18 protein-coding genes and 1 pseudogene are annotated in these 16557 nt (G+C 55.5%); 10 read left to right on the top strand and 9 right to left on the bottom strand.

All coding sequences use genetic code 11. The features are described 5' to 3' along the window. Positions 1–25: 25 nt before the first annotated feature. The 5 genes from sciP (at position 26) to ACR0NM_RS05590 (ending at position 5818) form a co-directional block, all read left to right on the top strand. Entirely contained in the window at positions 26–319 is a 294-nt protein-coding gene (gene sciP, locus ACR0NM_RS05610; protein WP_170393125.1) for a CtrA inhibitor SciP, read from the top strand. Positions 320–403: 84 nt separating this feature from the next. Further along, positions 404–1120, top strand: a complete 717-nt coding sequence (gene ctrA / locus ACR0NM_RS05605; protein WP_170393124.1) for a response regulator transcription factor CtrA — start codon at positions 404–406, stop codon at positions 1118–1120. 125 nt (positions 1121–1245) lie between these two features. After that, complete coding sequence (gene ligA, locus ACR0NM_RS05600; RefSeq protein WP_480613570.1) at positions 1246–3498, top strand: NAD-dependent DNA ligase LigA; 2253 nt, start codon at positions 1246–1248, stop codon at positions 3496–3498. After that, the gene (gene recG, locus ACR0NM_RS05595; RefSeq protein ID WP_480613568.1) at positions 3495–5585 is read left to right on the top strand and encodes an ATP-dependent DNA helicase RecG; all 2091 of its coding nucleotides are present in this window, start codon (positions 3495–3497) and stop codon (positions 5583–5585) included. The genes ligA and recG overlap by 4 nt, the downstream gene beginning before the upstream one ends. Positions 5586–5695: 110 nt before the next feature. Beyond that, on the top strand, positions 5696–5818 hold the full coding sequence (locus tag ACR0NM_RS05590) for a hypothetical protein (RefSeq protein WP_255612104.1): 123 nt from the start codon (positions 5696–5698) through the stop codon (positions 5816–5818). A gap of 185 nt (positions 5819–6003) precedes the next feature. On the opposite strand, the gene ACR0NM_RS05585 is transcribed toward ACR0NM_RS05590, so the two are convergent. Together ACR0NM_RS05585 and ACR0NM_RS05580 are read right to left on the bottom strand one after the other, a co-directional pair. After that, positions 6004–6642: a MarC family protein gene (locus ACR0NM_RS05585; protein WP_480613566.1), complete on the bottom strand. Its 639-nt coding sequence runs from the start codon at positions 6640–6642 to the stop codon at positions 6004–6006. Between the two features lie 55 nt (positions 6643–6697). Further along, complete coding sequence (locus ACR0NM_RS05580) at positions 6698–7150, bottom strand: iron-sulfur cluster assembly scaffold protein (protein ID WP_480613564.1); 453 nt, start codon at positions 7148–7150, stop codon at positions 6698–6700. Positions 7151–7198: 48 nt separating this feature from the next. Between ACR0NM_RS05580 and hisI the strand changes: the two genes are divergently transcribed. Beyond that, positions 7199–7588 (top strand): phosphoribosyl-AMP cyclohydrolase, encoded by a 390-nt coding sequence (gene hisI, locus ACR0NM_RS05575; protein ID WP_170735072.1) that lies wholly within the window; start codon positions 7199–7201, stop codon positions 7586–7588. 23 nt (positions 7589–7611) lie between these two features. Here the strand turns inward: hisI and gluQRS are convergent, their stop codons facing one another. From gluQRS to ACR0NM_RS05555, 4 genes and pseudogenes are all read right to left on the bottom strand, one after another. Then, positions 7612–8457, bottom strand: a complete 846-nt coding sequence (gene gluQRS / locus ACR0NM_RS05570) for a tRNA glutamyl-Q(34) synthetase GluQRS (RefSeq protein ID WP_170393118.1) — start codon at positions 8455–8457, stop codon at positions 7612–7614. After that, positions 8454–9068 (bottom strand): class I SAM-dependent methyltransferase, encoded by a 615-nt coding sequence (locus ACR0NM_RS05565; RefSeq protein ID WP_170595665.1) that lies wholly within the window; start codon positions 9066–9068, stop codon positions 8454–8456. The genes gluQRS and ACR0NM_RS05565 overlap by 4 nt, the downstream gene beginning before the upstream one ends. Before the next feature lie 38 nt (positions 9069–9106). Next, on the bottom strand, positions 9107–10447 hold the full coding sequence (trmFO, locus tag ACR0NM_RS05560) for a methylenetetrahydrofolate--tRNA-(uracil(54)-C(5))-methyltransferase (FADH(2)-oxidizing) TrmFO (RefSeq protein ID WP_170405674.1): 1341 nt from the start codon (positions 10445–10447) through the stop codon (positions 9107–9109). Between the two features lie 251 nt (positions 10448–10698). Then, positions 10699–11493 (bottom strand): annotated as a pseudogene (locus ACR0NM_RS05555) (enoyl-CoA hydratase); the annotation flags it as partial. A gap of 49 nt (positions 11494–11542) precedes the next feature. Between ACR0NM_RS05555 and ACR0NM_RS05550 the strand changes: the two are divergent. Continuing rightward, a complete protein-coding gene (locus ACR0NM_RS05550) occupies positions 11543–11986 on the top strand; it encodes a PaaI family thioesterase (protein WP_480613561.1) in 444 nt (147 codons plus the stop codon). 59 nt (positions 11987–12045) lie between these two features. Here the strand turns inward: ACR0NM_RS05550 and ACR0NM_RS05545 are convergent, their stop codons facing one another. Continuing rightward, the gene (locus ACR0NM_RS05545; RefSeq protein WP_170393113.1) at positions 12046–12273 is read right to left on the bottom strand and encodes a YjiS-like domain-containing protein; all 228 of its coding nucleotides are present in this window, start codon (positions 12271–12273) and stop codon (positions 12046–12048) included. Positions 12274–12372: 99 nt separating this feature from the next. Between ACR0NM_RS05545 and ACR0NM_RS05540 the strand changes: the two genes are divergently transcribed. Then, entirely contained in the window at positions 12373–13776 is a 1404-nt protein-coding gene (locus ACR0NM_RS05540; RefSeq protein ID WP_480613559.1) for an aminotransferase-like domain-containing protein, read from the top strand. A 3-nt stretch (positions 13777–13779) separates the two neighbouring features. On the opposite strand, the gene ACR0NM_RS05535 is transcribed toward ACR0NM_RS05540, so the two are convergent. Then, positions 13780–14145 carry a nuclear transport factor 2 family protein gene (locus ACR0NM_RS05535; RefSeq protein ID WP_480585020.1) on the bottom strand — a complete coding sequence of 122 codons (366 nt, stop codon included), beginning with the start codon at positions 14143–14145 and terminating at the stop codon, positions 13780–13782. A 239-nt stretch (positions 14146–14384) separates the two neighbouring features. On the opposite strand from ACR0NM_RS05535, the gene rplM reads away from it, so the two are divergent. Together rplM and rpsI are read left to right on the top strand one after the other, a co-directional pair. Further along, positions 14385–14843 carry a 50S ribosomal protein L13 gene (rplM, locus tag ACR0NM_RS05530; protein ID WP_039536983.1) on the top strand — a complete coding sequence of 153 codons (459 nt, stop codon included), beginning with the start codon at positions 14385–14387 and terminating at the stop codon, positions 14841–14843. A gap of 6 nt (positions 14844–14849) precedes the next feature. Further along, entirely contained in the window at positions 14850–15335 is a 486-nt protein-coding gene (gene rpsI, locus ACR0NM_RS05525) for a 30S ribosomal protein S9 (RefSeq protein WP_010440030.1), read from the top strand. Positions 15336–15395: 60 nt separating this feature from the next. Here the strand turns inward: rpsI and ACR0NM_RS05520 are convergent, their stop codons facing one another. Continuing rightward, complete coding sequence (locus ACR0NM_RS05520) at positions 15396–16556, bottom strand: ABC transporter substrate-binding protein (RefSeq protein ID WP_170625921.1); 1161 nt, start codon at positions 16554–16556, stop codon at positions 15396–15398. Position 16557: the final 1 nt, after the last annotated feature.

Below are 16557 nucleotides of genomic sequence, written 5' to 3'. Positions count from 1 at the left end.
GTCGCAGCAGCAGAAGGTATGAGAGATGTATTTGCACAAAGTGGAAGGTCCAAGGTCGGTCACCCTGCCGGACGGGAGCGTGCTGACACGCGCCGATTTGCCTCCTGCGGATACGCGGCGCTGGGTGGCGTCGCGCAAGGTGATCGTCGTGCGCGGTGTACTTTATGGGTTGATTTCATTGTCTGAAGCCAAAAAGCGCTATGGCATCAGCGATGAAGAGTTCAACTCGTGGGTCTCAGCAGTTGCTGAACACGGGATCGATGCGTTGAAGGTGACGGCCTTAAAAAAATATCGACAACTTAAAGGTGAAAGTGAATAAGTGATTCAACGGTAACGTCAGATTAACCATTTTTATTCAGGCTCAAATCAGTTGAAGAATTTGACCTAAATTGGAGCAGTGAACATGCGCATACTTCTTGTCGAGGATGATCCAACCACGTCCAAAAGCATCGAACTGATGCTGACACACGCCAATCTCAACGTGTATGCGACGGACCTTGGCGAAGAAGGCATCGATCTGGCCAAGCTATATGATTACGACCTCATCCTGTTGGACTTGAATCTGCCGGATATGAACGGCCATGAAGTATTGCGCCAACTGCGCATAGCACGGGTAGAGACACCGATCCTGATTCTGTCGGGCGCTGATGACACCGAAAGCAAGATCAAGGGATTCGGATTTGGAGCAGACGATTATCTGACCAAGCCTTTCCATCGCGAAGAGCTGGTGGCGCGCATTCATGCGATTATCCGCCGCTCTAAGGGGCATTCTCAATCCGTGATTCACACCGGGCAGGTCGCCGTAAATCTGGATGCCAAAACCGTAGAGGTGAACGGAAAAACCGTACACCTGACAGGCAAGGAATATCAGATGCTGGAACTTCTGAGCCTGCGGAAAGGAACAACACTGACCAAAGAAATGTTCCTGAACCATCTCTACGGCGGCATGGATGAGCCCGAGCTCAAGATTATCGACGTCTTCATCTGCAAGTTACGCAAGAAACTCAGCAATGCGACCGGTGGTGAGAATTATATCGAGACGGTCTGGGGCCGTGGATATGTCCTGCGTGATCCGCAAGCCAACAACATGGGTGAAACCCGCATGGCCGTGGGTGCCTAATCTGATCTGATTGCTACCGTCGATGGTCCGGGGCGGTAAATCCACTCGCGTGTCAGCACAACACTAGACCTGACCATGGCCTCGTCCTATCACTGGTTTTCAAGACGACGTGACAGGGCGGGGCCATGAGCGATACCACAGCAATCGCAGATCTGACAGAAGATGAAGCTCGGGAAGAATTGGCCCGGCTCGCCAAGGAATTGCTGCGGGCAAACCAGCTTTATCACACTGAAGATGCTCCAGAAATTTCGGATGCCGACTATGATGCTCTCAAGCGTCGCAATGCCGAGATCGAGGCGCGATTCCCCGAACTGAAACGCTCCGACAGCCCTACTGAACAAGTGGGCGCACGCGTTTCAGATGGGTTTGCAAAAGTGACCCACGCCGTGCGTATGATGTCACTGGGCAATGCGTTTGATGACACGGATGTTGCCGATTTTGACCGCTCGATCCGCAAATATCTGGGACTGGGAGATGAGGCACCGCTCGCCTATACAGCTGAGCCCAAAATCGACGGCCTGTCATTATCCCTACGGTATGAGCAGGGTGAACTGATGCAGGCTGCAACACGTGGTGATGGTGAGACCGGTGAAAACGTTACCGCAAATGCGCGTACGCTTTCCGATATTCCACACCGAATTGAGGGTGCACCAGACGTTCTTGAGGTTCGCGGCGAGGTATACATGTCTCACCATGATTTCGAGGCTTTGAACGCACGTCAGGTCGAAACAGGTGGAAAGACCTTTGCAAATCCGCGCAATGCTGCGGCTGGTTCGCTCCGTCAACTGGATTCCGAAATAACACGATCTCGCCCGCTGAAATTCTTTGCCTACGCCTGGGGTGAATTGTCTGCACCGCTGGCTGAGACTCAGTTGGGCGCAATTGATCGCCTCAAAACCTTGGGGTTCAAGGTCAATGCGCTGACAAGGCGTTGCTCAACGACCTATGAGATGTTGAAACATTACCGTCAGATTGAAGCTCAGCGCGCGACCTTGGGCTATGACATTGATGGGGTCGTATACAAGGTCGATGATCTGAGTCTGCAGGCCCGGCTGGGTTTCCGATCTACCACGCCCCGCTGGGCAATTGCGCACAAGTTTCCTGCCGAACTGGCTTGGACGCGGCTTGAAGCCATCGACATTCAGGTGGGTCGTACAGGCGCGCTTAGCCCGGTAGCGCGGCTGCATCCGGTAACCGTTGGCGGGGTAGTTGTCTCGAACGCGACCCTACACAATGAAGATTATATTGCAGGGCGGGACGCCAAAGGCGGAGTCATTCGTGAGGGCAAGGATATTCGCGTTGGAGATTGGGTTCAGGTCTATCGGGCCGGGGATGTGATCCCGAAAATCTCGGATGTTGATCTGTCGAAACGACCCGATGATGCGCGGCCCTTTGCTTTCCCGACGAAATGCCCGGAATGTGACAGCGACGCGATCCGGGAAGAGGGGGATGCGGTCCGCCGCTGCACAGGGGGGCTGATATGTCCCGCGCAGGCGGTTGAAAAACTCAAACATTTCGTATCGCGCAAGGCGTTCGATATCGAAGGGCTTGGCGCAAAACAAATCGAGATGTTTTATGGCGATCCTCTTCTGCCAATAAACACACCCGCTGATATATTTACATTGAAAGATCGCGACGCCGAAAACCTGGCCCGATTGAAAAACCGCGACGGCTGGGGCGAGACATCGGCCAGCAACCTGTTTGCAGCGATCGATGACAAGCGAACCATACCGTTTGCCCGTCTGTTGTTCGCTCTGGGGATTCGTCATGTGGGCGAAGTTGGTGCACGAGATTTGGCGTTGTTTTATCGGGAATGGGATGTAATGGCGGCCTCCATTGATACGGCCCGGCCTGCCGCGCTTGCGCAGCGTGCAGCCGATGAAGCGGAAGACGCCGAGAGAATCGCGGCTACTGCAGAAGCGAGACGCGCGAAAGTTAAAGAAGTTCGGGATGCGGCTTTCGTGCGAATGGATGTTTCGACAGATGCCGCCAGCGCCTGGGCTGATCTGATTGGTATCGACGGAATCGGCGCCACGCTCGGGTTGTCACTATCTGATGCGTTTGCCAATTCGGAGGAACGCCAAGCATTTGATGATCTGCGTAAACATCTGACGGTTGTTCCACCAGAGGCTCCTGCGTCAGACAGTCCGGTCGCAGGAAAAACCGTCGTGTTTACGGGAACGCTTGAAAAGATGACACGCGCCGAGGCCAAGGCCCGCGCCGAAGCGCTGGGGGCCAAGGTATCCGGCTCGGTCAGTCAGAAAACTGATTTGCTCGTGGCGGGCCCGGGCGCAGGGTCCAAGGCGAAAAAAGCGGCTGATCTGGGCATCGAAACCTTGGATGAAGATAGCTGGCTTCAACTGATTGGCGATCTATGAGCGGCAGGCCTGAACAGCTCTTTCCGCTGTTTGCGGGTCTTGAAACACTAGATGGTGTGGGGCCGAAGACCGCGCAGCTTCTGTGCCAATTAGGGATCGATTCACCGCGCGATGTATTGTTTTCGCTACCCTATGCGGTGATTGACCGGCGGCGACGCGATACGATTCAGGGCGCCGACCTTCCGACGACTCTGACTGTTGAGGTGACGATCGGCGCGCATCGAGCACCGCGGAACAAAGGGGGCGCATATCGCATTCATGTTGAAGACAGTCAGGCGGATTTCCAACTGGTGTTTTTTCATGCCCGAGGAGACTATCTGAAGAAGCTGTTGCCGGAGGGCGCACGCCGGGTGGTATCGGGAAAGCTTGAGCTGTTCGATGGCATGGCTCAGATGGTACACCCCGATCATATGGTCGCGCCTGAAAACGCAGGCGAATTGCCCGAGTTTGAGCCGGTTTATCATCTGACGCAGGGTGTAACGCAAAAAACTGCCTATAAAGCTGCTCAAAGTGCGTTGGCGCGAGTACCTGCATTGGCCGAATGGGCCGACCCCGCTCAGGTGGCACAACAGAATTGGCCAGATTGGACAACTGCTATTCACGCGGCGCATCACCCACAAGGGGCGGACGACGTAGCACCTTTTGCGCCTGCGCGGGAACGTCTGGCTTACGATGAGCTGCTCGCACATCAACTGACGCTGGCCCTGGCACGACAGCGTGAGCGTAAAGCGCGAGGGATCGTCAGTCTCGGCACCGGTGCTTTGCAATCCAAGGTGCTGGCAAGCCTTCCATATCGACCAACCGGAGCGCAGACACGCGCGATCGAGGAAATCTCGGCAGATATGGCCGCTGAGACGCGGATGAACCGGTTGCTTCAGGGCGATGTGGGGGCAGGAAAGACTCTGGTAGCATTTGTTTCGCTGCTTATAGCCGTCGAAGCTGGCGGGCAGGGGGTGATGATGGCCCCTACCGAAATCCTTGCCCGGCAGCATCTTGAAGGGCTGCGACCATTGGCAGAAGAAGCCGGAGTTGTGCTGGAAATCCTGACAGGGCGCGACAAGGGGGCTGAGCGTCGAGCGAAGCTGGCTGCGCTGAAGCAGGGAGATATTCAGATATTGGTCGGAACCCACGCGGTGTTTCAGGACGATGTTGAATTCAAAGCCCTAAGGCTGGCCATCGTTGATGAGCAGCACCGTTTTGGCGTCCGCCAACGCATGGAGCTGTCCGAAAAGGGCCAACGCGCGGATGTGCTGGTGATGACCGCTACGCCCATCCCGCGCAGTTTGGCGCTTGCGCAGTACGGCGATATGGACGTCTCGGTGCTGGATGAAAAGCCGCCGGGTCGTAAACCGATCAAGACCGCAGTCGTCAGCACGCAACGCATGGACGAAGTTGTGGCCCATCTGCGCGGTGCGATTGATGCAGGCAAACAATGCTATTGGGTGTGCCCATTAGTCGATGAATCCGAGGTCTCGGACCTGACTGCAGCTGAAGAGCGTTTCAAACGGTTGCGCGCGATCGTGGGGGACGATGTGGTGGGTCTGGTACACGGCCAAATGCCGCCCGCCGATAAAGACGCCGCAATGGCGGCGTTTCAGAGTGGTAAGACCAAAGTCCTTGTCGCTACTACGGTGATCGAGGTTGGGGTGAACGTGCCCAACGCCACGATCATGGTGATTGAGCGGGCAGAGATTTTTGGTCTGGCGCAGTTGCATCAGCTTAGGGGCCGAGTTGGACGTGGTGAAGATGCCTCAACCTGTTTGTTGATGTATCAGCCACCGCTTAGCGAGGGTGGTCGCAAACGGCTGGAGGTACTCCGAGAAACTGAAGACGGCTTCCGCATTGCCGAGACCGATCTGCAGATGCGCGGTGCGGGTGACTTGATCGGAACCGCACAGTCTGGCCTGCCAAAGTTCCGGATAGCTGATCTTGAAAGGCAAGCTGGGCTGATGGCGGTGGCGCAATCAGATGCGCGCGCTTTGCTGTCCGCAGACCCCAAATTGACCTCGGATCGGGGGCAGGCTGCGCGTGTTCTTCTGTGGCTTATGAAGCAGGATCAGGCGATCCGTTTGATATCAGTGGGTTAGACCGAAAATCCCACTAAGTTCACAAATGTTCTCAAAAAGTTCTTTACCGACTCGTTAAAATATGAGAACAAAAGGTCAACAAAGGATTAAACCTGACCGGAGGTGAGACCATGCTGAGCCAGATCAAAACTGCCTTTACCCGTTCACAATCCACGATTTTGCAGGATGCAGCGGGCGCGGTTTCACTGGTTGTGATGCTGGTGGTTGCCCTTCACCTGCCAACCGGGTTCTAAGCCTTTCTGCCTGCGATCTCGTGCCGATCACACCGCGCTTGTCTCCCCGTCATAGTCAAGGGTGACCTGCCTGTCCCATTTCCCTTGAAGGGGCCTGCCTCGGCCCCGTGCGGTGATCCGGACCCTACATGAGAAACGCATGACTTGCCGCCGCCCTTTCCGCCCGGAAGGTGCGGCGGTTCTTTTTACAGCTGTCCGGTTTTGATGATTTCGATCGTGGCGGATAGAACTGAATTTACGGCGACAGATGCAAGGATCATCCCCATCACGCGGCTGATGATCGCTGCGCCGGAATGCCCGATCATCCGAATGATCGGCTCGGCCAGCAGCATCAGCACAAACGCTATGGCAATAACGACCAGCATAACCAGTGCAGTGATGCTCTGATCGGCAACGCTGTATCGGTTGTTGTCCGTTAGAACCACTATCGCCAGCATCGCGCCCGGTGACGCAAGCGAAGGGACGGCCAAAGGGAATATGGCCGGATTGGTCTTGTGCATTTTGTCGTCCAAGTCTTCTTCGGCCTGGCGCTGCTCGATCACCTGTTTGCTTTCGCCAAAGATCATGGTCAGAGCGAAGAGAAACAGAATAATTCCGCCTGCAACCTGAAACGAGTTTAGGCCGATATCCAAAGCCTCGATCACAAGTTGCCCGAAGATCAGAAAGAACAGCAGAATGCCTGCGCTGACCAACGCGGCCAGTAAAGCGGTTTTACGACGCGCACCCGTCGCGATCCCAGCAGTGACAGCGATAAAGACGGGGATGGTGCCGATCGGGTCGATCACGACCCAGAGCGTCACAAAATGTTCCAGCAAATTGTTCACGTTAGCCCCCCCAATCATTGGGGGCACCCTATACGGCTTTGTATGGAAAAGCCAATCAGGCGCAGTTGGCTTGTTCGGCCTGCTCCATCGCCTCGGCGGTCGCGTCAAGCGCCAGCAGGATTGACGCGTGGCGGTTCTTGTAGTCCCGCGCGGGCATCAGAACTTCGAGCCCGTCAAAGGGCGCCTCGGGGGCAGGGCCGTCTTTCTTCAGCATTGCGGAAAGCTGATCACGTGCGGTTTCGACCTGCGACCGCGTCGCTCCGATCACGGAACTGCCCACGACAGAGGCCGAGGCCTGACCCAGCGCACAGGCTTTTACGTCCTGCCCAAAGTCCGCGATCCGCCCGTCTTCAAGCTTGACGTCAACAGTTACAGTCGATCCACACAAAGGGGCCCGTTTCTTCACCGTCGCATCGGGATTATCCAAGCGATCCAGATGCGGAATATCCGCAGCTAGCGCCAAGATGCGCCCGGAGTAGAGCTTGATCAGATCGGTTTCGCCGCTCATGGCTTTCCCTCGTTGTCCATTCCCCATACATAATGGCGGGATTCTAGGATGCAAAAGGTTTTTGCGATGGCTGACGCAGTCTTGTTCGATCCGTCGACACTGAAATTTAACGAGGCGGGTTTGATCCCCGCGATCGCACAGGACGAAGCGACGGGCGAGGTTCTGATGATGGCCTGGATGAATGTCCAATCCATCGAGCGCACGTTGGGAACCGGACGGGTTACGTATTGGTCGCGGTCGCGACAGGCGTTCTGGATCAAGGGCGAAAGCTCAGGCCACTTTCAGGCCCTGGTGGATTTTCGCGTCGATTGCGACAGGGATTGCCTGCTGGTCGTGGTAAACCAAACGGGGCCAGCCTGTCACACCAATCGGCGAAGTTGTTTCTACACGGCCGTCCGCGATGGGACCGAAGTCGAGCTCATGAAGCCGATGGAATAGTGGGGCCTCTGATGGTGGTCAGGTCAAATGCCCACCATCTCTCTGATTTCAGCAGGAGATGCTCCTTGTTCGCGATAAAGCGAGATGGCGCGTGCGTCGTCACGTTTTGCGAGGCGTTTGCCGTTGTTGTCCCGGATCAGACGGTGATGATGATAAACAGGTGTCGGCAACCCAAGCAGCCCTTGTAAAAGGACATGTATCTGCGTGGCATCGAACAAATCCTCGCCCCGGACCACATGGGAGATGTTCTGATCCGCATCATCAACCACGACGGACAGGTGATACGAACTGCCCATATTGCGCCGAACGAGAATGATATCGCCAACCGCGTTCATGAGGTTGTGCGCATCAAGCTCATGCGTTCCCAAATACTTCGCACCAGTTTCACAAAATCCACGAAGTTCGGATGCCTTGATTGCCTTGTGCATGTTCAGGCGCAGAACATCACCAGCTGAAGCATCCGACAAAGGGCGGTCGCGGCACGTGCCTGGATAGATGCGCCCGTCAGGTCCGAACTGGGGTACACCTTCCTGCGGAGCACCGGCCGCAGATTCGATATCGGCACGATTGCAGCTGCAAGGGTAGACCAGGCCCGTGTTTTTGAGAATCTCCAATGCCTCTCTGTATCGCGGCAGCCTGTCCGACTGGCGCATCACCGGGTGCGGCCAGTGCAGTCCAAGCCAGTGCAGGTCGTCGTAGATCTGGGTTTCCCAACGAGACCTGGATCGCGATTGATCAATATCTTCGATCCGCAAAAGAAATGATCCACCCGCAGCCCGTGCCTGATCAAACGCAAGAAGCGCGGAATAGGCATGCCCTAGATGCAGCGGACCTGTTGGAGATGGTGCGAAACGCGTTGTGAATGTCACGTTTTTTCAACAACATAAACGTCAGATTTCATGTCCATACCCGGTAGGTGCGGACCGTATTCGCGGAATAACAGCCTTGCGTGACCCATGTCCAGCCAGTCGTTCAGCCGCCCGGTGTAAGTGCGGTCAGCCAAAGTGTGATCGTTGAAGGAAAACGCCAGATATCCGCCACGTGGTAGCGCGTTCATAAGTAGATCAAAGGTTTCAGGCGGCGCGGCACCAACACCGATGACGCCAATGCATGTTATGGCTGAGTAAGCTTCGGCCTCAATGGGGTTGGGATCAGTAACTTCGAAGTTTATCAAGTTGCGATAAACCCCCTTGGCAGCGGCACCTTCCAGCATCTTTGGTGTTGGATCCATCCCATCGATGACACGAAAACCCGCCTTGCGAAGTGCTAAACCCGACAACCCGGTACCGCATCCGTAGTCCAGCACCGGCACATCAGCATCTGAGACAAAGGATTTCAATGCTGCCGCAACACGGTCCGGGGTGACATATCCGTGCTCACCGACTTCATCATCGTATGAGGCCGCCCATTTTTGGTAGTGATCGTGCGTTTCCTGGGCAGAATTCAGATTGTATGTGTCTTTCAGAAACTTATCGCTCATACCTTACATGTTAGGCGCAGGCTGGGGGCGACGTCCAGTCAACACTGCTTTACCCAATCGCTCCAGACTTCCTTTGCGCGATCGGTATAGGCCTTGTAGCGGTCCTTGCGGCCTCGGCGCCCCCCCTTCAGGCCGTCGACCGGGCGAAACAGACCGAAATTCACGTTCATCGGCTGGAAGGTCTTGGCTTCGGCGCCGCCCGTGATGTGGTGAATCAATGCGCCCATCGCACTGTCTTGCGGTACGTCGGGAAGGGATCGGCCCAGTATTTCGGCAGCGGCCAAACGGCCTGCCAAAAGGCCCATCGCTGCGCTTTCAACATAGCCTTCCACCCCCGTGATTTGCCCCGCAAAACGAATATTTGGCCTAGACTTGAGCCGCATCTGCGCGTCCAGCAAAGTCGGAGAGTTGATGAAAGTGTTGCGGTGAATGCCACCCAATCGCGCAAAGCTGGCATTTTCCAGACCCGGTATCATACGAAATACCTCGGTCTGCGCTCCGTATTTCATCTTGGTTTGAAAACCGACGATATTGAACAACGTGCCCAAGGCATTGTCGCGCCGCAATTGGACGACGGCATAAGGTTTTACGTCCGGTTGATGCGGATTTGTCAGGCCAACAGGTTTCATCGGGCCATGGCGTAAAGTTTCACGACCGCGCTCGGCCATAACCTCGATCGGCAGACAGCCGTCGAAATAACCAGCGGTCTCTCCCTCGTGGAATTCGGTCTTATCTGCAGCCAGCAGCGCATCAATGAAGGCTTCGTGCTGGTCACGATCCATCGGACAGTTGAGGTAGGCGGTGCGCTCTTCCTCAGTCTCGCCCTTATCGTAGCGTGACTGCATCCAGGCTTTGCTCATATCAATGCTGTCTGCATAGACGATGGGGGCGATCGCGTCGAAAAAGGCCAGCGCCTCGGCACCAGTTTCTGCGCGAATGGCTTCCCCCAATGCGGGCGAGGTCAACGGCCCGGTTGCAAAGATCCACTTTCCGTCTTGGGGTAGACTGGTAACTTCTTCCGCTGAGACCGAGACCCGTGGATGGGCCTTCAGCTTGGCAGTTACGGCTTCGGCAAAAGGATCACGGTCAACCGCAAGCGCGCCACCCGCAGGCAGGCGATGGCTATCTGCGGTCGTCATGATCAACCCGTTTGCCGCGCGCATTTCCCAATGCAGCAAGCCGACTGCGTTCTGTTCATCATCATCCGATCGGAATGAGTTCGAACACACCATCTCGGCCAGATTGCCGGTCTGGTGTGCAAACGTGCCCACATTAGGACGCATTTCGTGGATCACAACATCCACGCCCATTTCCGCTGCCTGCCAGGCGGCCTCGGACCCGGCCATGCCGCCGCCCACGATATGCAATGTCTCTGTCATGTGCTGCCAAATAGGGCAGAGCAGCGCCATGCGCAATGCGCAGTAATCGCTTTAGTTCTGAGGGGGATTCTTGGGGTCGCCGCTGCGGGAATGTCAACGCCGGTGAGAGAAACCAGCTTGGAGGGACCTTCCGCCCACGGCGACCCAAAAGTATGGTCAGGCCTTGGCCTTGACCCAGCTTTGCCACAGTGTCGCCCTTTTGAAAAGTGAAAAAATGCGAACAGTCGGCAAAAATGTATTAAATAATTGCGTTACTGGTGCCAATCAGGCGGGCGCTTTTCGATAAAGGCACTAATCCCTTCCTCAGTATTCCGGTCCATCATATTCTGTGCCATTACCTCGGCGGTATAATCGTATGCCTGATCAGTCCGCATTGTAATCTGTTGATAAAAAGCGGTTTTACCGATTTTCACGGCACTGCTGAGCTTGCCTGCCAACTTCTCGGCCAACGCATTGGTTTCATCTTCCAACAAGTTCTCGGGAACCGCTCGATTGATCAGACCCAGCTCAGCCGCGCGTTCGGCGGTGATAAAATCACCGGTCGTGAGCATTTCAAACGCCTGTTTCCGCGGTATATTCCGGCTGAGAGCCACCATCGGAGTGGAGCAGAACAAGCCGATATTGACACCATTTACGCCGAACCGTGTGCCCTCGGCCGCGATTGCCAGGTCACAGGTTGCTACAAGCTGACACCCTGCGGCAGTGGCGATCCCGTGCGCTTGGGCGATCACGGGTTGGGGCAGGGACTGAATGGACATCATCATCTTGGCACATCGGTCGAACAGATCCTGAAAATAGGAAAGCCCACCATCGGGTGCCTGCCGCCCTTGGGTCATCTGTTTCAGATCGTGCCCCGCGCAAAACGCTTTCCCCGCACCGGAAAGAACAACAACACGAATCGACTTGTCTTCGCGCAGCGCATCGAACTCTGCCTGCAGGGCCGCCAGCATTTCATCGCTGAGGGCGTTCAACCGCTCAGGCGCGTTCATTCGAAGCCGTGCGATCGCACCTGTATCGTTACGTTCCAGAATTGCCATCTTGCCCTCCCGCTGGCGTTCAGGCCAACTCTAGGCGGGCAGAGCGACGAGGGGAAGCATGTCATTAGCACTGAATAAACAAGAATTGACGGAATACCTGGCGCAGGTGTTCCCACAGGTTCATAGCGACTTTGTCGTCGAGGATCTGAGAGAAGCAAACATCACCATGCGCCTGAGGGTCGAAGACCGTCACCTGCGCCCCGGAGGCACAGTATCTGGTCCTTCCATGTTCGGGCTGGCCGATGTCAGTGTATATGCAATGGTTTTGGCACGGAAAGGTCGGCAATCTCTGGCTGTCACGACCAACAGTTCTCTGGATTTCTTGCGCAAGCCGGAAGGCGGGGCGGACCTGATTGCTGAGTGTAAGTTGTTGAAATTAGGTAGAACGCTGGCTGTCGGGGATGTGCTGATTTACTCGGAAGGCTCTGACAAACCCGTCGCGCGGGCCAGCATGACCTATTCGCTTCCTCCAGAAGGCTCAGCCGCTGCTGCCTTTGGGTAAAAAAGGCCGGGGATAAACCCCGGCCAGGAAGAGGTCCCTTAGATGGGACTGGGGATAGTCTATTTCATCCAGAAATAGCGGCTGACTTCTGCATCTGCCCGATGGCGGGTCAGCCCGACATCGCGGAGCAGCCTGTCATCCAGCTTACCTAAGTTTACCCGGCTGCGGCGGCGTTGTTCCCATTGTGTGACCGACGCCGCAAACCGCACGGCCAGCGCGGCGATCAGCGGCAGCCGGGGGCTGTCGTTCAGCAGCAAGAGGGCGGGGTTGTGCATTGCGCGTGTCATCTTGGGTATCCTTTCAAATTGTATTGACACAAAGTAAATATGCTCGGTACACTGCCTTGATACATTCAGCATTGTGTCGAAATCAAAGGAAGAATTGTAATGGATGCAATTTGGCCAGAGGCGTTACCGAAATCCAAAGGTCCAAAATATACTCTGGTCGCTGACACGATCCGAAAAGCGATAGAAAACAAAACACTGGAGGTTGGAAAGAAACTGCCTCCGGTGCGGGAACTGGCGTATCGATTAAAGATTACACCAGGCACTGTCGCGCGCGCCTATACGATCCTGACCGATGAAGGTTTGCTACAAGCCGAGGTCGGTCGTGGTACATTTGTAGCCCCGCCGAGATCGCCCATTCTGGATGATGTCTGGTCGCGGCAGCTACATCTGAGGGACGACAAATATGAATCCAATGTCAGCCTGTTCAGCCCACGCTTGCCGGATGTGGGGCAGGTGACATTAATCCGCGAATGCCTTGAAAAGGTTGCAAAAGGCGATCCGCGGATGTTTATGAACTATCCGACCCGAGATGCCTACCTACCCGTGCGCCAGGTTGTGGCCGACTGGTTGTCAGATCTTCCTCTGGGCTCAATTAATGCAGATGACATTGTACTGACACATGGTGGGCAAAGTGGCATTTGCGTTGTGTTCCAGACCGTTCTAAAAGATCCGAAACCCATCGTGTTGGTTGAGGACTTGTCTTATGCCGGGTTCAGACGGGCAGGTGAGTTGATGCGCGCCGAGGTTGTCGGGGTAAAAATGGACAAATGGGGCATAAGCCCCGATACGCTGGACCACATCCTCAGGCAGACGAAGGCGCAGGCGATCTGCGTCTCACCCGAAGTGCAGAACCCAACGGGCGGGCATTCACCTTTGGAGCGGCGCAAAGAAGTTGTCGAGATTGCGCGAAAGCATGAATTACAGATCATTGAAGACGATTGCTATCGCATGGGCGAGGCCCGCGCGCCCAGCTATCGTGCTTTGGCACCCGAACGGGGCTGGCATGTTTCGTCAATTTCGAAAACTCTCACACCAGCATTACGGGTAGGTTTCGCCATCGCACCGAAAGAGCAGAGCGTCGATCTGCGGCGTTCTGCAGAATACGGGTATTTCGGGCTCGCCCAGCCTTTGGCTGAGTTGACGCGGTTGCTGTTGGGACATCCAGAGGCGAGGCAACTTGCAAAAAACGTCCGTACCAAGATGGGCGAATATGTACGTGTGGCGGTAAACGCCCTGGGCGGCTTCGATCTAAACTGGGATTCTGAAATTCCCTTCGTCTGGCTTCATCTGCCTTCCGGTTGGCGGTCTGCTGCGTTCAGCCGGGCGGCCGAGCGGGAAGGTATTCAGCTGCGATCGGCCGATGAATTCGCGCTGCGGGATGGTCGCGCGCCAAATGCCGTTCGTATAGCGGTGAATGGGCATGTCTCGCTTGAGAAGTTCGAAGATGCCATGCTGCGCCTGCGCGCGCTGCTGGATAACCCACCCGAACAAATAAGCGTCTAGCCGTTATTGCACCGGGGAAGGGTCGCCGAAAAAGCCCGACAAATGTGCAATTTTACCATCGGCATCGAGACGAATGAAATCATGTCCGGCCACCATAATGGAACCATCGGGAGCAACCATATGCCAGGTGAAGTGGACCACATCATGGTGTGAATTCGGCTCACTGGTCAGCTCAACTCGGCCCTTTGTATCACTCAGAACCGCTCCGATATGGGCATTGAGTTGATCTCTGCCGGAAACTTCTGCAGTTGGATCGACGTAACGACCAGTTTGTGTAAAACACTGCTCAAGAAGGCTCAGTCGCCTTTCGGGATCGGTCGACTGCCATGCCGCACCATAGGCAGCGATAACCTGTTCCAATTCTTGCATTGCCACCTCCGACATTGGATGATCTTGGTTGAGTCTAGCTTAGCTAAACTACGTAAAGTTGGATATGCCGAAGAAATTTTGGGGTAAAATAATACCTATTTTATAAGTTATTGTTATTGATAGATATATTATACTTTGCCTGTATTGACCTGCATAACTAGTAGGTCTAAACCCCCTCCATCGAATTCGGGCCGCTCCGCCAAGGGGCGGTCTTTCACATCAAACAGGACTATCCTGCCATGAAAACCTTTTCTGCAACACCTGCAGACATCGACAAGAAATGGATCCTGATCGACGCCGAGGGCGTTGTTCTGGGCCGTCTTGCCTCGATCGTCGCCATGCGCCTGCGTGGCAAGCACAAAGCGTCGTTCACACCCAACATGGACATGGGCGACAATGTCATCGTGATCAACGCTGACAAAATCCAGATGACTGGCAAGAAGCGCGAAGAGAACTTCTACTGGCACACTGGCCACCCGGGCGGCATCAAGTCGCGCACCAAGCAGCAGATCCTTGAGGGTGCACACCCCGAGCGCGTCGTGACCCAAGCGGTCAAGCGCATGCTGCCGGGCAACCGTCTGGCGCGTCAGCAGATGACCAACCTGCGCGTTTATGCTGGTGCCGAGCATCCTCATGAGGCGCAAGCGCCCGAAGTTCTGGACGTTAAGTCCATGAACAAGAAAAACACCCGGAGCTAATGACCGATGGCTGATCAGATCAATACTCTCGAAGAGCTGAGCGCCGTCGCAGGCGTTGAAACCGTGGCCGAAGAAGTTATCGTACGTGAACCCGTACGTGACGAGCTGGGTCGTTCCTACGCCACCGGCAAGCGTAAAGACGCTGTTGCCCGCGTCTGGATCAAGCCGGGTTCCGGCAAGGTCACCGTGAACGGCAAGGATCAGGACAAGTATTTTGCGCGTCCCGTTCTGCAGCTGATCCTGCGCCAGCCGTTCCAGGTTGCTGGTGTGGAAGGTGAGTTTGACGTTGTTGCAACCGTCAAAGGCGGTGGCCTGACCGGTCAGGCCGGTGCGGTCAAGCACGGCATCTCGAAAGCGCTGCAACTGTACGATCCCAACCTGCGTGGCGCTCTGAAAGCCGCTGGCTTCCTGACCCGCGACAGCCGCGTTGTGGAACGTAAGAAATACGGTAAGCGCAAAGCGCGTCGTTCGTTCCAGTTCTCGAAGCGTTAATCGCTACGGATACCGAATTGGAAAGGGCTCGCAACTGCGAGCCCTTTTTCCTTGTTCGGTTTATTCTTCGTAAACCAGTTTCCACGCACCATTTTCGACGACGCTGACAAATACAGAGTCAGCACCCTGATGGTCATCGGGCCCATAGGTGATCTGGTTGCCGACCAACTCATCCATGTAATCCAGAGATTCCATCGCGGCGATGAAGCTATCATGCGTCAGATCAGGACCTGCAGCTTCAAGCGCTTTGACCATCATCTCGGCCGCTGAATAGCCCAGCATTGAAAATCCGACCGGGTCTTCGCCCGTAGCCTCTTTGTATTCAGAAATAAATGCTGCCGGGGCTGGCTCTTCGGCGCGCGCCCAGAGATCCAGCCACGAGGCCGCCGCATAGAAACCGTCGGTCACACCACCGGGCACCTGCGCCACCACGGTTAGGAAGCTGGCAGAGGTGCCGAGGAACTTCATGTCGGTCAGGCCCATTTTCTTGGCCGTTCCAACAACAGTGATTGCCTGACGCACGCCGAGCGCCATCGTGACGATGTCACAACCTTCTTCTTTAAGCTTGCTCAAGGACCCCACGAAATCCGTCTCGTCCGGTTTGTGGGTGGTCTCAGCGCCGAAAGTGATGCCAGCCTCTTCGGCTCCGGCTTTGCTGCCTTCCAGAATTTCCTCACCGAAATCAGTAGGCAGGTACATGGTGCAAACGGTTTGCGATCCAAATTCACCGTTCAGATACTTCACCCCAATCCGAGCTTGATCGTAATAGGTCGAGAACGAGGTGAACTTGTTCTTCATCGGCTCTTGCAGCATTTGCCGCGCGGCGGTCAGAGGGGCGACGTTGGGAATACCTTTCGGGTCCAGCAGCTTGAACCCAGCAACATTCATCGGCGTACCCAGCGACTGCAACATCGCGAAAACCTTGTCACGGTTCAGCAGCTTGTTATAGCCCTGCATCGCGCGTGGCATCTGATAGCCGTTATCCTCGACGACAAAGCGGATCTTGCGGCCATGCACGCCACCCTCGGCGTTGACGCGATCAAAGACCACATTTGCGCCTTTGGTGGCCGGAACGCCCACGGCAGCGAAGATGCCGCTGAGGTCGTTGACTGAGCCAATGACGATCTCGTCATCTGTCACGCCTTGTGTTTGCGCCCAGCTGATCGTGGCGGATGCAGTCAATGCCGTCGCTGCGGCAAGGCCCTTAAATAAGTGTTTCATA

The organism is Ruegeria sp. AF2 (assembly GCF_056542025.1).
The sequence above is the reverse complement of the archived record's forward strand: the minus strand, read 5'-3'. Positions and strand labels throughout refer to the sequence as shown.

Coding starts and splice junctions, on each gene's coding strand:
- sciP (WP_170393125.1), top strand. CDS start 26: ATGTATTTGCACAAAGTGGAAGGTCCAAGGTCGGTCACCCTGCCGGAC.
- ctrA (WP_170393124.1), top strand. CDS start 404: ATGCGCATACTTCTTGTCGAGGATGATCCAACCACGTCCAAAAGCATC.
- ligA (WP_480613570.1), top strand. CDS start 1,246: ATGAGCGATACCACAGCAATCGCAGATCTGACAGAAGATGAAGCTCGG.
- recG (WP_480613568.1), top strand. CDS start 3,495: ATGAGCGGCAGGCCTGAACAGCTCTTTCCGCTGTTTGCGGGTCTTGAA.
- ACR0NM_RS05590 (WP_255612104.1), top strand. CDS start 5,696: ATGCTGAGCCAGATCAAAACTGCCTTTACCCGTTCACAATCCACGATT.
- ACR0NM_RS05580 (WP_480613564.1), bottom strand. CDS start 7,150: ATGAGCGGCGAAACCGATCTGATCAAGCTCTACTCCGGGCGCATCTTG.
- hisI (WP_170735072.1), top strand. CDS start 7,199: ATGCAAAAGGTTTTTGCGATGGCTGACGCAGTCTTGTTCGATCCGTCG.
- ACR0NM_RS05565 (WP_170595665.1), bottom strand. CDS start 9,068: ATGAGCGATAAGTTTCTGAAAGACACATACAATCTGAATTCTGCCCAG.
- trmFO (WP_170405674.1), bottom strand. CDS start 10,447: ATGACAGAGACATTGCATATCGTGGGCGGCGGCATGGCCGGGTCCGAG.
- ACR0NM_RS05550 (WP_480613561.1), top strand. CDS start 11,543: ATGTCATTAGCACTGAATAAACAAGAATTGACGGAATACCTGGCGCAG.
- ACR0NM_RS05545 (WP_170393113.1), bottom strand. CDS start 12,273: ATGACACGCGCAATGCACAACCCCGCCCTCTTGCTGCTGAACGACAGC.
- ACR0NM_RS05540 (WP_480613559.1), top strand. CDS start 12,373: ATGGATGCAATTTGGCCAGAGGCGTTACCGAAATCCAAAGGTCCAAAA.
- ACR0NM_RS05535 (WP_480585020.1), bottom strand. CDS start 14,145: ATGCAAGAATTGGAACAGGTTATCGCTGCCTATGGTGCGGCATGGCAG.
- rplM (WP_039536983.1), top strand. CDS start 14,385: ATGAAAACCTTTTCTGCAACACCTGCAGACATCGACAAGAAATGGATC.
- rpsI (WP_010440030.1), top strand. CDS start 14,850: ATGGCTGATCAGATCAATACTCTCGAAGAGCTGAGCGCCGTCGCAGGC.
- ACR0NM_RS05520 (WP_170625921.1), bottom strand. CDS start 16,556: ATGAAACACTTATTTAAGGGCCTTGCCGCAGCGACGGCATTGACTGCA.